At 34.3% G+C, this 15,497-nt stretch carries 19 protein-coding genes; 15 read left to right on the forward strand and 4 right to left on the reverse strand.

Annotated elements, in window-relative coordinates; all coding sequences use genetic code 11:
- Positions 1-82 precede the first annotated feature (82 nt).
- Together K5783_RS04605 and K5783_RS04610 are read left to right on the forward strand one after the other, a co-directional pair.
- A complete protein-coding gene (locus K5783_RS04605) occupies positions 83-703 on the forward strand; it encodes a cation transporter (protein ID WP_297472408.1) in 621 nt (206 codons plus the stop codon).
- A gap of 90 nt (positions 704-793) precedes the next feature.
- Positions 794-2,092, forward strand: a complete 1,299-nt coding sequence (locus tag K5783_RS04610) for a hypothetical protein (protein ID WP_297472409.1) — start codon at positions 794-796, stop codon at positions 2,090-2,092.
- Positions 2,093-2,121: 29 nt separating this feature from the next.
- Here the strand turns inward: K5783_RS04610 and K5783_RS04615 are convergent, their stop codons facing one another.
- On the reverse strand, positions 2,122-2,496 hold the full coding sequence (locus K5783_RS04615; protein ID WP_297472410.1) for a helix-turn-helix domain-containing protein: 375 nt from the start codon (positions 2,494-2,496) through the stop codon (positions 2,122-2,124).
- A gap of 58 nt (positions 2,497-2,554) precedes the next feature.
- Here K5783_RS04615 and K5783_RS04620 point away from each other — a divergent pair, with 58 nt between their 5' ends.
- The 12 genes from K5783_RS04620 (at position 2,555) to K5783_RS04675 (ending at position 11,204) form a co-directional block, all read left to right on the forward strand.
- The gene (locus K5783_RS04620; RefSeq protein ID WP_297472412.1) at positions 2,555-3,055 is read left to right on the forward strand and encodes a hypothetical protein; all 501 of its coding nucleotides are present in this window, start codon (positions 2,555-2,557) and stop codon (positions 3,053-3,055) included.
- On the forward strand, positions 3,052-3,459 hold the full coding sequence (locus tag K5783_RS04625; protein WP_297472413.1) for a plastocyanin/azurin family copper-binding protein: 408 nt from the start codon (positions 3,052-3,054) through the stop codon (positions 3,457-3,459). Before K5783_RS04620 ends, K5783_RS04625 begins: the two co-directional genes overlap by 4 nt.
- 42 nt (positions 3,460-3,501) lie before the next feature.
- On the forward strand, positions 3,502-4,470 hold the full coding sequence (locus K5783_RS04630) for a hypothetical protein (RefSeq protein WP_297472415.1): 969 nt from the start codon (positions 3,502-3,504) through the stop codon (positions 4,468-4,470).
- A gap of 104 nt (positions 4,471-4,574) precedes the next feature.
- On the forward strand, positions 4,575-5,102 hold the full coding sequence (locus tag K5783_RS04635; protein WP_297472416.1) for a hypothetical protein: 528 nt from the start codon (positions 4,575-4,577) through the stop codon (positions 5,100-5,102).
- 207 nt (positions 5,103-5,309) lie between these two features.
- Positions 5,310-6,389 carry a hypothetical protein gene (locus tag K5783_RS04640; protein WP_297472417.1) on the forward strand — a complete coding sequence of 360 codons (1,080 nt, stop codon included), beginning with the start codon at positions 5,310-5,312 and terminating at the stop codon, positions 6,387-6,389.
- Positions 6,390-6,392: 3 nt separating this feature from the next.
- Entirely contained in the window at positions 6,393-6,899 is a 507-nt protein-coding gene (locus tag K5783_RS04645) for a hypothetical protein (protein ID WP_297472419.1), read from the forward strand.
- Positions 6,896-7,435, forward strand: coding sequence for a hypothetical protein (locus tag K5783_RS04650; RefSeq protein ID WP_297472421.1), 540 nt, complete (start codon positions 6,896-6,898; stop codon positions 7,433-7,435). The genes K5783_RS04645 and K5783_RS04650 overlap by 4 nt, the downstream gene beginning before the upstream one ends.
- Positions 7,432-8,307 carry a hypothetical protein gene (locus K5783_RS04655; protein WP_297472423.1) on the forward strand — a complete coding sequence of 292 codons (876 nt, stop codon included), beginning with the start codon at positions 7,432-7,434 and terminating at the stop codon, positions 8,305-8,307. Before K5783_RS04650 ends, K5783_RS04655 begins: the two co-directional genes overlap by 4 nt.
- Before the next feature lie 3 nt (positions 8,308-8,310).
- A complete protein-coding gene (locus K5783_RS04660; RefSeq protein ID WP_297472425.1) occupies positions 8,311-8,835 on the forward strand; it encodes a hypothetical protein in 525 nt (174 codons plus the stop codon).
- Positions 8,832-9,128 (forward strand): hypothetical protein, encoded by a 297-nt coding sequence (locus tag K5783_RS04665; RefSeq protein ID WP_297472427.1) that lies wholly within the window; start codon positions 8,832-8,834, stop codon positions 9,126-9,128. The genes K5783_RS04660 and K5783_RS04665 overlap by 4 nt, the downstream gene beginning before the upstream one ends.
- Entirely contained in the window at positions 9,125-9,913 is a 789-nt protein-coding gene (locus K5783_RS04670; protein ID WP_297472429.1) for a hypothetical protein, read from the forward strand. The genes K5783_RS04665 and K5783_RS04670 overlap by 4 nt, the downstream gene beginning before the upstream one ends.
- An 856-nt stretch (positions 9,914-10,769) precedes the next feature.
- Positions 10,770-11,204, forward strand: coding sequence for a universal stress protein (locus K5783_RS04675; protein ID WP_297472430.1), 435 nt, complete (start codon positions 10,770-10,772; stop codon positions 11,202-11,204).
- A gap of 4 nt (positions 11,205-11,208) precedes the next feature.
- Here K5783_RS04675 and K5783_RS04680 read toward each other — a convergent pair whose 3' ends face one another.
- Positions 11,209-11,739, reverse strand: a complete 531-nt coding sequence (locus K5783_RS04680; RefSeq protein ID WP_297472431.1) for a hypothetical protein — start codon at positions 11,737-11,739, stop codon at positions 11,209-11,211.
- 250 nt (positions 11,740-11,989) lie between these two features.
- Here K5783_RS04680 and K5783_RS04685 point away from each other — a divergent pair, with 250 nt between their 5' ends.
- Complete coding sequence (locus tag K5783_RS04685; protein WP_109876012.1) at positions 11,990-12,517, forward strand: PAS domain-containing protein; 528 nt, start codon at positions 11,990-11,992, stop codon at positions 12,515-12,517.
- A 1-nt stretch (position 12,518) separates the two neighbouring features.
- On the opposite strand, the gene acs is transcribed toward K5783_RS04685, so the two are convergent.
- The gene (gene acs, locus K5783_RS04690; protein ID WP_297472434.1) at positions 12,519-14,435 is read right to left on the reverse strand and encodes an acetate--CoA ligase; all 1,917 of its coding nucleotides are present in this window, start codon (positions 14,433-14,435) and stop codon (positions 12,519-12,521) included.
- Positions 14,436-14,489: 54 nt separating this feature from the next.
- Positions 14,490-15,389: a CdvA-like protein gene (locus K5783_RS04695; RefSeq protein ID WP_297472436.1), complete on the reverse strand. Its 900-nt coding sequence runs from the start codon at positions 15,387-15,389 to the stop codon at positions 14,490-14,492.
- Positions 15,390-15,497: the final 108 nt, after the last annotated feature.

Consider the following 15,497-nt stretch of genomic DNA (forward strand, 5'->3'; position numbering starts at 1 on the left):
GCTGGAAAATCACGTAAACTATTCCAAGAAAGGAAAAATCGCTCTAGATATTAGTGAAATTATGTTTTGAGAGATAGATAGAATGCCTGACGATGATGATTTACCAAAAGATCTAGCTCATATCACTCCTGCATACAAACGCGCTTTATGGATTGTAGTTTTGATCAATGTAGGTTATGGAATTGCCGAGATGATTGGTGGATTCCTTGCAGATTCACAAGCACTCAAAGCAGATGCACTTGATTCTCTTGGTGATGGCTCTATCACATTCTTAGGCTTGCTTGCAATAGGATGGGGTCTTAAACTACGAGCTCGCTCAGCTCTATTACAAGGAATATTTCTTGGTGCAATGGGGATTGGCGTTCTTGGTTATACCATTTATCGTACACAAGTCTTGCATACCCCTGAAGCTGGGCTGATGGGAGTTTTTGGTATTGGTGCACTATTGATCAATGTTATTGCAGTTATCATATTGCTTCCACATCGCAAAGGTGATGCTAACGTTCGTGCAGTATGGCTCTTTAGTCGCAATGATGCACTTGGTAATATTTTGGTGATAGTTGGTGCAGGTTTTGTGTTTTTGACAGGGACATCATACCCTGACCTTATAGTAGCTGGAATAATTGCAAGTCTCTTTTTGCAATCATCGTTCTCAATTATTAAAGACGCGAGAAATGATCTAAAACAATCCAAATCTACGTGATCATAACTTGTTTGCAATCATCATCCATATGTGAGAATCATATGTGAAAAATGGTGTCTACTTTAAATTTAATAAAAACACTCAAAAAATATGAAAAATGCATTATTTTCTGCAATCTTAATTTTCACTATTGCTACAATTTCACTATCGTTACTTTCTGAGCAAGTTATGGCACAAACCATTATGACTCCTAGACAACAAATGATGATGGGAACAAATCCAAACCAAATCGTATGTACTGACGGTAAGGTTCTCATGATGAAAAACATGGGAATGCCTGCATGTGTTAGTCCTGACAGCTATCTGAGATTGGCTGATAGGGGCTGGGGTAGTTGGGATATGAACATGATGACAAAAGACCCACAACAAATGCAACGTGTAATGAATAGCATGCTAAGTAATCAACAAACTGGAAAACTATGGTATGATGTAATGAAAAATGATCCTCAACATTTGCAGATGATGACTGATCAAATAAAAACAACCATGATGAATCATCCTCAGATGATGAGTCCTATGATGAACACAATGATGGATAATCCAGAACTACGACAACAAATGATGGATATGATGGTACAACATCAACCAATGATGCAAGTAATGCGAGGAAACAACACTATGATGGATATGATGATGGGCAGTACAATGAATCACGGGATGATGGGAATGATGAATGATCCTGCTATGAGACAACAGATGATGGATATGATGATGAATCATCCTCAGATGATGTATGATATGATGAACAATGGAATGATGATGAACATAATGAATGGCAAAATGATGACTGGTAACATGATGGGCGGTTCTATGATGGGAAACAACATGATGGGCGGTTCTATGATGGGAAACAACATGATGGGCGGTTCTATGATGGGAAACAACATGATGGGCGGTTCTATGATGGGAAACAACATGATGGGCGGTTCTATGATGGGAATGAATCATGGAATGATGTCAAATATGAATAATGTGAGTGCTATGGGAACTGCAATGAATGATCCTGAACTAAGACAACAGATGATGTATGATATGATGAATCATCCACAGATGATGTATGATATGATGAACAGTAATCAAATGATGAACAGGATGAATATGGGAACTATGATGAACAGTAATTGGACTGTGAACAATCCACAAATGATGAACAACATGATGGGTCAAATGATGAATGATCCTCAAATAATGCAGAACATGCATGATATGATGTTAAACAACCCTTGGCACATGCAAGGCATGATGGGAAACATGATGAATCCAATGATGGATGTTATGATGGATGAACCAGAATTACGTCAACAAATGATGGATAACATGATGATGCACCCTCAGATGATGAATGAAATAATGAACAATCAACAGTTTATGCAGACTTTGAATCCATAATTTTGAAATCTAATTCAATCTAGTTTTACTTATACACCTAAATTCTTTGGTTTATGTTTACAAGAACATTCCTTGATGGTAGCCCCTTTTCTTAATGCAGACCACCTAATAAGTGGAATTATAATGTCATACAATCCTTTACCATCTTTGGTTAGACTGTACTCTACTCGTGGGGGAGTTTCTCTGAAGGATTCTTTTGAAATTAATTTACTGTCTTGCAGACCTTCAAGTGTGTTGACTAATGATTTTGATGTAATTCCCAAAAGTTCATTTTTTAATTCATTGAATCTTATTGTTCTGTGATTCCCAATTTCATAAATTACAAGTAATGCCCATTTTTTTCCAATAATATCAATAGTTCCTTGTAGAGGACAAAATAATGCAACATTTGAGCGACGTTTCATTAGTATCATGGTATATACTTTATACCTTAAATAGTTTCTAAATTATACTAATTCCATCGTGAATAAACTAAACATGATTGCAATGATTCTAAAGCAACGCAAATATGCGATGATTGCACTTTTAGCTTCCACTGGATTTGGTCTAGTACATTACTTTTTGTCCATGTCAATGCTTCAAACCCATTTTGACGTGATAGCCGAATCAATACCATTGTATCTTGCTACTTCCCTTTCACTATCAGCAGTAGTTGCGATATTAGCTGGTGTGAATATTTCATTACTTGTGTATAAGATCAAAGGAGTAAGAGGAATTAACCTAAAAAAATCGGGAGGTTCCACTGTTGCAGGAAGTGCTTTTGCAGTATTTACGCCGGGATGTCCTGCATGTACTACACCACTTATAGTAATTCTAGGAGCAGTGGGTGGTCTTGCAGTTTTTCCATTACAGGGATTAGAGTTGAAGATTATCTCAGTTGTAGCATTACTATTTTCAATATATTGGGTATCAAGGGGATTGCAACAACCAAGTTGTTGTAATATGAAGGAAAAAATACAATGAAATCACTTTTTTTTACAGTAGGTATTGGTGTAAGTTTACTTTTTGTAGGGTTTTTGGGAGGGTATGTCATATCCGAACAAAACTCCTTAATGAATATGATGAGCATGTCAAGTTTTGGAAATAATCTTAATTCAAAGTCAATTCATATGGGAATGAACATGTTTATGCCAAACCAATTACACATAGAATCCAATACAACAATCTCTTGGCAAACCCATGACATGGGAACACATAATGTTTCAGGTATTTTTAAAACAGATTTGGGAAATGAAATTACCATACTAAGTGGAGACATAGGTCACATGCAAACATGGAGTTATACATTTGAAGAATCAGGTGTTTTTGAATACACATGTGGTTATCACGAAAATGAAGGAATGAAAGGAGAAATCATAATTGTATAATTGCAATTTTTTAGATTTGATAATTAAACAAGTGATGAAAAGATGAAAAAGCAAAAAACAAGTAAATCAAACAAAATACCTTTCATAATTGGTATTCTAGTCTCAATATCTGCCGTTATTGGAATATTTTTTATTGGTTCATCACTTATTGCAGAACAATCAACAAACATGGAACATTCGATGATTCCTTCTGCCAAACTTGATTCCAAGATAGTTGATTGGCTCCACGTTCATGGTTTGGGATTAGATCCTGCGGATAATTCCATTTTGTATATTGCCACTCATGGCGATTTCTATCAAAGTATTAGCGGTGCTCCTCCTATCAAAGTAGACAAGGTAAGAGCTGATTACATGGCATTTAATGCGCCTTTGGTTTCTGGATATCCTCTTTATGCAAGTGGTCATCCCTCAACTGGGGGAAACACAGGACTAATCAAAAGTAATGACAGGGGAGTAACTTGGCAACATGTATCTAATGTGATAGAACCTCCCGTCGATTTTCATGCAATGGCAGTAAGCAAACAAAATCCAGAAACAATCGTTGGTTTTGACAGTGGGGCAAGAGGATTATTCAAAACTATTAACGCTGGAAAAACTTGGGAAACACTAGAGTACCCAGAATATATTTCCGCACTGACAATTTCACCTTTAGATTCAGAACTAATATTTGCAGGTACTGGAAATGGTATTTTTAAATCCAATAATGGTGGAAAGACTTGGATTCATCTTGATATGTATCGCGGATTAAGCGTATTTGCATTAGCCTTTGATGATACGGGAAAATTGTTTGCATCAATTAAAACCGTTGGCATAGTTCAATCAGATGATTTAGGAGATACATGGGAAAATCTGATGTCTGTAGATCTTACAGTTACAAGCATTACTGCTGATTCACAAAATAATGGACTCTATGTTTCGGGATTTTCTTCGGATGGATATCAAGAAGTCTACAAAATTTCTTACGATGGAAGTTCTTATGATTTGATTGGAACTAACAAGGGGTTAAAATAATTGAATTCAAAAAAACAATTTTGTGGTTATTGTCCCAAAGACAAGTGCCTGCTAGATTGTAAAATTTGTAATTCTAAATTAGGTGAGGAGTGTAATTGTTAACAATGATTCTGCATAAACAAACTCTCAAGCTAGTTTATTCTAATATCTTATCATGGGTTATTTCTATCTCTTTATTTTCCACACTTTTTGTATTCATGTTGTATGCTAGAGAATTCTTGTTCTTTGAGCCATTTTTTGTATTTCATCTTCCTGTAGATTGGATTCCCAGTTTTATTCTGATAGTCATAGTTTCAGGGCTTGTTGGACTAGTGACTAATTTAGCTGTTTTTCAAATGAGAGTTCTAAAAGCAAATTCTAAGAAAACTGGAACTGGAGTGGTTGGCTCTGTTATAGGTGTAAGTGCAGGCGTGTGTTCTAGTTGTGGACAAATAGGATTTGCAATAATCTCCACATTGGGGGTTGTAGGGTCTACGTCACTATCATTTCTAACTACATATGAGATTCCAATTAGATTGCTTGCCATAGCAATACTTTCTGGCTCTTATTTTGTTATGATCAAGGGAATTTCTAGAGGATGTAAAGTTAATCTGAATGATTCAAGCCATATTGCCAAAATACGTAAAGATTAGAATCATTCCTAAAATAGCCACCAATTAAAAGTCAATATTTCCTAATCTAAATTATAGTTCAAAGATAAAACTAAGAAATCATAAATTTAACATACAAAAAATGATTTTTGAAATTAAGTTCAAGTGTGTTTAACAAACTTAGCTAAACTCTATCAAGATCACTTGTGTAGAAGCCTTTTTCAATGTAAAAAATTTCATTCATAATATATGAAATATTTCATAATTTTCTTGGTTTTGGCAAGCTTTGCAATACTCGTGCCACAATCTTTTGCCGAGTGCACCTCATTACCGTGTGATGATGCCAATATCAAACTAGGTGAGCCAAACTATCGATTTGTTGATTTTTCATATGCAAATACAGTTGAAGACTCGATTAGATTCGTTTTGGAAAGAACTGGATACGGGAATTGTACTCCATATAATGCTGAGATAACTGACGAAGACGGCAATCTTGTATGGGGAGAAGCTACTTTTGCTCTATGTGATCCAATCACAAACCCTTCTTTGATTACGTCACAAATCAAAATCGGCTACAATGAAGATAATCCCATAATCATCAAAGAGTCTGGAACATATTTTATCAAAGTGCAAATTGATGACGGAAGCATAGAGCAAGAATTTATTGTAAGGCAAAATCATACTGGCATATCTCTTGATAAAACAGTTTACCCTGTTCCGTGGATGATAGAATCTCCACTAAAACAAGTCAAAGATGGAGTGCCAATCAATTTAATCAAATGTAATGAATCATTACAGCTTGAATGGAAACTAGATTTACAACCCATTTGTATTACAAGTGAAACAGCAGGAGAATTAATCAAAAGAGGAGTAATCAAACTTCGACTTGGAATGCCTGCTGAAAATATAACCCAAGAAAGACTATGCGTATGGTATCCTGAAAATCCACTAATTCAGAGACACTGTGATTGGAAAACTAACATCCTGTTTACATTCAAAGATGAAGGATTAGTTCCGGCATATGATGAAATACTACGTTTGTATGCAATGGAGAAAAGACAACTATTTCGAGATTTTCAATCTAATATTCAAGAAAAATATGGTTCTGAACATATGTGGGAATTATTGCCATCCCATTATAGAGGATATGATTATCATCGAGACGCTTTAGAGTTTGGAATACATCATGAAGTATTTGATGAAGAATCGGCTCCAAAATACGTTGAATTTATCCGAAGTATTATTGGAGAAAATGTGAACCTTACTGTTAGACCTGCTTACCCTATAGTACCTCAATCTTTTCCTACTGGAGAATTTTCTGAGGACTAGAAGATGAAAACTAGACTTTGGATAGTAATTTTAGCAATAATTACAATGATATTTTCTGTCACTTTTACATACATTTCATATCAAATGAACGTATGTCAAATGGATCCTGCTTTTTTTCATAATCCAAGAATGAATGGTGTTTGGGATTGTCTAGAATACTTGGCAAATCCAGATCCTAGTTTACCTGATCTGAAGCCATCTATTGATTATGATGCTAGATTTGTAGATATTGCAATTTTAGAAATAATTTTGATTGCAGGTGGCACTTGTTGCATATTATTTTTTACAACTAAGAGAATGAAAAAACCTCCTTTTTCTATATGTCTGATTATTGCAGGATTTAGTTTGTTGATGATCTTTACTTTCTTACTACCTGTATTCATTGACAGTCGTTTGATACCTGTTCATAGCAACATTCCGATGGTTATCTTGTATGGCGGTTGGATTTTGTTGGGAGTTGGAATGTGGCAAATACTTTCACATAGATTTGCAATGGTGAAAAATAAATGAACATCTTTCTATTGACTGCCATCATTTCTGCGGTATTGCTAATTTCAGTTCCAAATTCGTTTGCAAGTTGTATTGTCAATGAAGACTGGCTTGATGCTCCATGTCTTGACTCGCTGGTAAATGGGAGATACAATCAAGAGGAAGTAAACAAATGGAGTCAGTACTATTCCTACAAAGGCACTGAATTCATGGAACAAAAACGCTCTGAACTTGAAAAGGCAATCAATGAAAACACCCTGCAAGAATGGGCAGATGAATCAATTCAGAACAGAAATGTTTACGAGTATTACTTTTTTTCTGGAAGGGCTCCAAACACTGGTGAATACCGCGGGCAGTTTGATGAGTTTATGATTCGTGAAAGTTCAACGATTCATGATCCATACATTGATGATGAAAGATACCAATTAGCATCAAACAAAGTTGAACTTGGAGGTCTTGGTATTGATCCAGACTTTGATGTGTATGTTATAGTTGCTGTAGTTTTGTCTGGAATTGGCATTGGAGTTGGTTTGCTGTTTTTTTGGAGAAGAAAATGAAAAGTAGAGTATTGATAATTATTGGAATTGTTTTAGCATCTGTTGTACTGATAAGCTCAGTTTATGCTATTTCTGTTCAAAACAGGTGTGAATCTTTGCTTGGCTTTACACATTATCCACGCCCACCTACTCTGTGGAATTGCTTGGATTATTTGAGAATGGTTGACAATCCTCCGCCAAAATCAATACCTGAACCCGAGTTAGATTCCACTGTTCATGAAATCTGCGGATCTGGAACAACACTGCAAGATGGTATCTGTGTAGTTGAAGAATCCAAAAAAACATTGGATGGAACAGGTGCCTATGAATTAGATGAAGCGTTATGCATAGGCGGTAGAGGCTATATTAAAAATGACGAGTGTGAAAGAATTGGAAAATATGACATTCAAACAGGAATACCAATAGTTGAAAACAAAGTACAGTGTGACTTGCTAAATGGCACTTGGTATGCTGAACAAGACAAATGTGATTCTAAATATGCCCCTACAGAATATCGACTCCAATTTGGCAATTCATTTCTAGGGTATGACATACCACAAATTTGTACATATGACATAATGAAGCATTTGGCAAAATATTCAAATTTGTTAGATAAAAAATTTGTTGGAGAATATGGTATTGAGGACATAGGATTACCAGATGGTGTAACTCAAGAGAAGTTAGATGAATGCGCTGATTTTATCTTTAAACAAAGAATAAAATTATTAGAAAATACAGATGTCAAGACTACGCTTGAAGAAGTTTTAGAAAGTTGTGCTAATGATTCTCCAAAAGAAAGAATGGAAAATATATTACGATACACAAATGAGACCCATGTTTTTTTGAACTTGGAGTGTGAATGGAAAAAAATTGGAAAATATTTGGGTGAGTAAAAAATGAAGACTAGAGTTTTGATAATATTTACATTGTGTATTTTTTCATTATTCTCATTTATTCCTCATGATGCATATGCTTGTTCATGTGTTTCATATCCTGATTATTTGAGAATCTTGATGGAATCAAAGTCTGCATTTCAGGGAACTGTTACAAAAATAATAGAAAATGGTAATTATGAAAAAATTTATTTTGATATAACCTTCCCACAAAAAGGAATTTCAAATGCTGATGAGCATGCCATTGAGCAATTAACATTGAGCAGTTGCTCAGTAAATTACAAAATTGGTGAAACCTATCAAGTTTTTACGCATAATAATAATGGAATATCTGGAACAACAGGCATTTGTGATACAAAACAAATCACTGGATTTAGTGAATATTCACATGAAGATGAGAATGGTCAAATAGAGTATTACAGGGAAGATTACAACATTTTAACTCAATACAACCTTGGAACCATAATTATTCCTGTAGCCATAGCGATAATAATTCCAAGTTTTGTTGTTTGGAGAAAAAGAAAATGAAGACTAGATACAAAATTCCTATTATTGTGATTGTAGGATTTCTTGTGTTTTGGATATTTACCCCAACCATTGCCCTACACTCTTGTAATGCACTTGAAATAGATTGGAAAACTAATTGGTTTTGTAATGTTAATGGAGAACTGATTAATCAAACTTTTGTGTGGGATCCTAACCTTTCTAGTAATCCCACAATTCGACTAATTGATCAAATGACTCAACCAAAAACCTGTACTGATGATAAAAATGATAAATCATTGCCATCATGTGATGAAGTTGGTCAAGGATTTCAATGAATACTAGACTTGTGATAATCGTTGGAATGGTGACTGTATTTGCAGGAGTTGGCATTGCATATGGCATTAATCAGTATGATTACTATCAGGATCAAAAACAATATGAAGAATGGAGAGATATTAGAGAGTCCATACTGTCTGAAATAAGAGAAAGTAAAAACCGTAATCAAACAATACAAACTACAGATATTGGTTCGATGTCTGATGAAGAACGATGTGCATGGACTTTCGATAATTCCATGAATGAGTTTGTAAGGGAACAAGAAAAGTACAACGATTCACGTGACACAGTATCAAAACCATTATCAGAAGACCAAATAGTATCAACTTCAATACAGTTCGCTAAATGGCGTGGCGATGGATGTGCATTTTCAATTCCAGAATGGGCGCATTTATCAATCTATGAGAACTGGGTTTGGGAAAATATTGCACCGACATTCAAAATTAAGGGATTACATTCCCGTATGGTAGTTAATGAACCGATATTCATAACGATTGAGAAAATTGGCTATCATATGTGTGATTCATGGGATGCACGGATAGTTGATTTTAAAGACAATGCCACAATATGGAAGAAGACATATCATTCAGGATGTGTTATTGCAGACCATACAACACCGAAACTATTCCAATTTACAATATCCAATGAAATCCACCCTGTAGTAATTTCTACTCTTGGTAACTATACATTTCAGATAGAAATTGGTCACATATTTTTGAAAAAGGATTTTACCGTAATCGAATATTTTGAAGACATAGTAATGTATGAAGAATGGGACAAATGACGAAAATACAAAACATCAGAAGAGTTATTCAAATCTTTAATTATCAATAGTTCTTAGAAAGTATGATGAGTGACGAATTTACTAGTCACTTTGCGGATACAAAATTAAACTTATGTTAATTAGAACTAAAAAGTCAAACTATGAAAAAAATAGTGTGTTTTTTCAACCCTAACCAGTGGTTCTGATGAACACATTGACAAAATGTTAGATTTCATTTAAAAAAACTCAACGGACAATAACAAGGTAGCCTACAATTAAATCAAAAATCCAAAAGATTTCACAAATTACAATATTAATTGATTATTTGATTTGAAATTTTTAATAATTTCTAAAATTATTGTTCATTTCTTTTTCAACCAATCCCATTCAGGTCTTTCATCAGTATCATCATCCATAAGAAGACTAAAGGTTTTTGAGAATATGGAGTGAGAACAATTCAAAAAAGAATACATGAAATCACCTATTTTCAAAATTTTTATTTTTATGTCTACTTCTAGGCTTTGATCGCAATCGAGTTTTGCAACAAGGGCATCGACTTTCTTCAATGTAAAAGTAATGAGCACATAATGAACATCGCTTTTGACCTGCTGAATAACGCATGCCATTTTTAACAGGAACTGTTTTCAGTCGTTCACATAGTCCAATACAGGTTTGGGCCATAATTTAGAAGCAAATGACAAACCAGAAAAAATAAAGTGATGAGGAATCCGGTTTGTCAGTTATACTTGTTTTATCGCCTCTTTTTGATTCATAGTGACATTGTATATTTGGAATAGATATAGTGGTAGCAACACAATGTAGTACAATGTATACTGTAAATTCAAATAGAATTTTTTCAGATAAGCATTAAGAAAAATTGTTCAATAACATCACAGTTGCCATAATCACGCCCACACATACAAAGAAACCTTTTGATACAGGACTTGTTTTAGCAAAAAAATTCAATAGTAATTTAACAATAATAGAATGTCTTTATAAAATTCCTCCCAAGTTTTATTTTTTTGAAACAAAATCAGATAAAAAAATTACAGAAGGACAAATTCGTAATCTTAAACAGGAATTAAACAATTGGAAAGGAATTGCAGAAAAAGAAGGGCTTAAAATAAATACAAAATTTGCTCTTACTGATTCAATAGCACATTGGATTATTGATCATGTCAAAGAAAATAAAGTTAATTTGTTAGTAGTTGGATATCCAAAACTTTCTATGATAGAAGAGAATCATTATGATGATATTATAAACATGATTCACCACAAAGCACATTGTAATATCCTTACCACAAAAAATTAAATATCTACATAACAGGAAAAACAAGAGTTATTGTTGTTTTAGTTAATTTTACTTCTAATTTCTTCCCCAAAATATCATAAAATAATTCAGTAGCTAAAGTTTTTACGTACAATGACCAATTTTCCCCCAAATCGTGTTGGATTTTAAAGATGACAGTATTATTTTTCTTTTCTATGTCATGTTGCATCCAAGCAACGTGAAGCCATGTACGAAGAATCTCTATAAAATCTTCAACAGTATATTCACCCTTCATAAAATTGAGTATATCTGAAAAAGTATCTTTTTCTATTACCTCTGCCAAATGAATAATTTCTTTTTCAGTTAGTTTTTCAACGGCATATTTTACAAAAGGTTTTGTCATGGGCAACAATCCAACTTTTCTTTCATATTTTTCCCAGAGAATGTGATTACTCAAAATCTTTGAAACTAAAGCATTAAAGTTGATTTTTTCAAATTCTGCTTCTTGTTTTAATTCTTTAATTAAAGAAGAAAGTAATCTGAGAGACACAGTTTTTGTTTTATCTTCCAACCCCATTTTCTTTCTAATAATAATAAGAATTTAGCTGGAATAAAAAAGATAGCAACCTTTACATCTGTTTTTCTTTGTTTCAGGTTCAATTTCATAAAGATTTGAATTGTTTTTGACAATGTAATAGCAAATGCTGTTGGACTATTTTTTACACTTATTGTTCCTACATGCATTTCAATAATTTGTCATGTGTCTAAATTAAAAAATTTGCTTCTAGATTTTTTAGTTTAATTACTAGTTTTATTTATCTAAAAAAATGCCTCAGACAGAAGCAAGAAAAACTCTAAAAGACGCGCCAGTAATGTGGAGAAGAATAAATTCAATAGGAATTATTTTGGATTGCAATTCAACATATGCTGCAAATTTAGGATATGCAAAATCAGAGATTTTAGGTAGGTCAATCTTTGAACACGTAGTGAAAGACTCATGGGAAGCAATGAATGAATCACTGAAGTCATGGTTTGAGACAGGAAAAGTCACAGATAGGAAAATTACCTTCAAAAGACAAGATGGAAGTACATTTCCAGGATTACTTCAGGCAACAAGCATATATGATGAAAACAATAATCTGCTCGGCAGTAATACGGTAATTTTTGATCTCACTCAAATGAATAGTGAAAAGATAAAAGAATATGAAGAATTTTTTAAAGATGCAAAAAACAGACTAGATGAAATTAAAGAGAAAGAGTATGATCAATTAGATGAGAATTCAAAATCAGAGTATGATGGACTCAAAAAAATGTTTGAAATGTTATTAGAAGTGAATCTTGCAGAATTAAAATAAATCATTTAGGCTTGTTATTTATTGAATTTTGAATTTCGTCAAATGCATTTTGTACCTCGGTAACTGCTGCACCATCCTCCAAAGTACTCACATCGCCAATTTTTTCATTCTTTGCAATTGCTTTTAGTAATCTGCGCATTATTTTGCCACTACGTGTTTTTGGAAGTTTTGAAACAAAATAGATTTGTTTTGGTGTAGCGATTGCTCCAATATCATTTCTTATTTTATCAGAGATTTCTTTTTCCAATATTTTTGAATCAACAATGCCTTGTTTTAAAACAACAAATGCGACTATTACCTCGCCCTTCACATCATCAGGAATTCCACATACGGCAGACTCGGCAACATCATGATGAGATACAATGCAGCTCTCAAGCTCTGCAGTTCCAATTCTATGTCCTGCAATTTTTAAAACGTCATCTGCACGACCTAGTAACCACATATATCCATCCTCATCTTTTAACGCATAATCGCCAGGATAGTAACAGTTTTCATATTTTGACCAATACACGGTTTTGTATTTTTCATCATCGCCCCATAGTGTTAATAGCATTCCAGGCCATGGATTTTTGATAACAAGATAACCTTTAGTGTTAGTGGATACACTATTTCCATTTTCATCAACTACATCAATATCCACGCCAGGAATTGGAAGTGTACCAGAGCCCGGTTTCAGTGGAATTGTCTCCAAACCAGGTAAAGGAGAGATGAGCATGCCACCAGTTTCAGTTTGCCACCAAGTATCAATAATTGGACATTTTTCTTTTCCTATAGTTTTGAAATACCACCTCCACACTTCAGGATTTATTGGTTCACCTACTGTTCCTAGTAATCTTAATGATGAAAGATCAAAAGAGTTTGGAATTTCATCCCCAAATTTCATAAACATTCTCAGAGCTGTGGGAGTGGTGTAGAAAATGGTGGCATGGTATTTTTGTAAGATGTCCCACATTCTAGTCGCATCAGGAAAATCAGGTGCGCCTTCATACATTATTTGAGTTGCACCATGTAAAAATGGAGCATATACAACATAACTGTGACCTGTGACCCAACCAATATCAGCAGTACAAAAGAAGACATCAGAATCTTTAATGTCAAATGCCCACTTGAAAGTAGAATACAAGTGTGTGAGGTATCCTCCTGTTCCATGTAGTACACCTTTGGGTTTTCCAGTTGTGCCAGAAGTATACAAAATGTAAAGCGGGTGTGCACTATCTAATTTTTCTGCATTACATGACTCCAGAGCATTATTCATCAAATCACTCCAAAATTTGTCTTTTGATGTAATAGAGATTTTATTTTTTGTCCTTTCTAGAACCACAACGTGTTTGACAAAATCAAAATCTTTGATTGCCTCATCAACTACTTTCTTTAGCGGGATAATTTTTCCTCGTCTATATCCGCCATCTGCGGTAATAACTACTTTTGAGTGTGAATCAACAATTCTATCCTTGATTGATTCTGCACTAAATCCTGAGAAAATTACTGTGTGTACAGCACCAATCCTAGCACATGCAAACATCGCAATAGGTAATTCAGGAACCATTGGAAGATAGATAGTTACACGATCTCCTTTTTTTACACCAAGGGATTTTAGAACATTTGAAAACTTTTGAACTTGTGTGAACATTTCACCATAAGTGACGACTCTAGATTCATCATTTTCGCCCTCCCACAAAATAGCAGGTTTGTCGGATTTAGTTTTTTGATGAATGTCCAGAGCATTATATGAAGCGTTAATTGTGCCTCCAACAAACCATTTTGCAAAAGGAGGATTCCATTCCAGAGTCTTGCTCCAAGGAGCAAACCATGTGAGATTTTTTGCCTGGTCATCCCAGAATGACACAAAATCAGAACTAGCCTTTTTTCTTAAATCAGTGTCATGATTTCCAAGACCAATATCATATGTTTTATTCAATAAAAAGTGTATGAACTTAGATCTTTCTAAATGTTAAAAAAATAATTAAAAAAATTATTGTGCTTCCATTCTAGCAAGCCAATCGTTATCATTGTCGTCTTTTGGAGTTTCTGGTGTCACCTGTTGGGGTGGTTCTGGAAATGCAAATGTTGTTTCAGAGTCAGTTGGTGGTTCTGGTATTGGTAGAACGCCTGCCTCTATTGGTTCTGAATGATTTGCAAATTTTTCTGAATGTGTTACTATTGGTTCAGTTGGTGCTTCTGGAAGTATTGACTGAACTACTTGTTGTGGTTCAGATGTCTCCAGATATGAAACGGCAGATTCTTGGATGTCTGGTGTTGAAGGGGAAGTTATCTCTTGCACTTCCAATTCAAGGTCAGTAATTCTACTCTTTACATTTGCGATTTCAGCTGTTTCATGAGATACATGTTCAATTATTTCAGTTGTACATGCTTTCACTGTCTCAAATGTTGCATCAGAGATTTCATTACTCTTGAATTGTACTTTTGCATCAAAGGATAACATTTTTGCAGACTTCATTTGTTCGTCTAACTCTGTCAATCTTGCCTCAAGTTTAGCTTTGATTTCATGTTCTGTTTCATCTAATGATGCCAGTTTTGACTTGTATTTTTCGTGAATAATTTCTGCATCCACTTTCATGTCATCATTTTCAGAAACAATATCAATCAACGCCTTTAGACGACGTATTGTTAGTTGTTTTTCACGAATGAGTCTTTGAGAATCTAGTCTCCATTTTGGAATAAAAATAACAACATCGCCTTGCACTACAAGTTGCTCATATTGGATTTGCTGTAATCCCTGAGAACCGCAGTCAATGCCAACGGATTGAATACTTCCGTCAATGTCAGTTATTGTTCCAACGACTTTACCCATGAATGTACCGTACATGTCTTTGACTTTTTTACCGATAATTTCGATATCGTCGTGGGTCATGTGTGGTTGTCAAGAGATTTGTATAACCGACAAAGTGTAAGGAATGTTTTTGGTTTTGGTAAGATTAAATTCACTAACTTTCGGAACCAAAATCTTAGCAATTTTAAA

The organism is Nitrosopumilus sp. (assembly GCF_025699125.1).
In the GTDB taxonomy this organism is placed as follows: Archaea; Thermoproteota; Nitrososphaeria; order Nitrososphaerales; family Nitrosopumilaceae; genus Nitrosopumilus.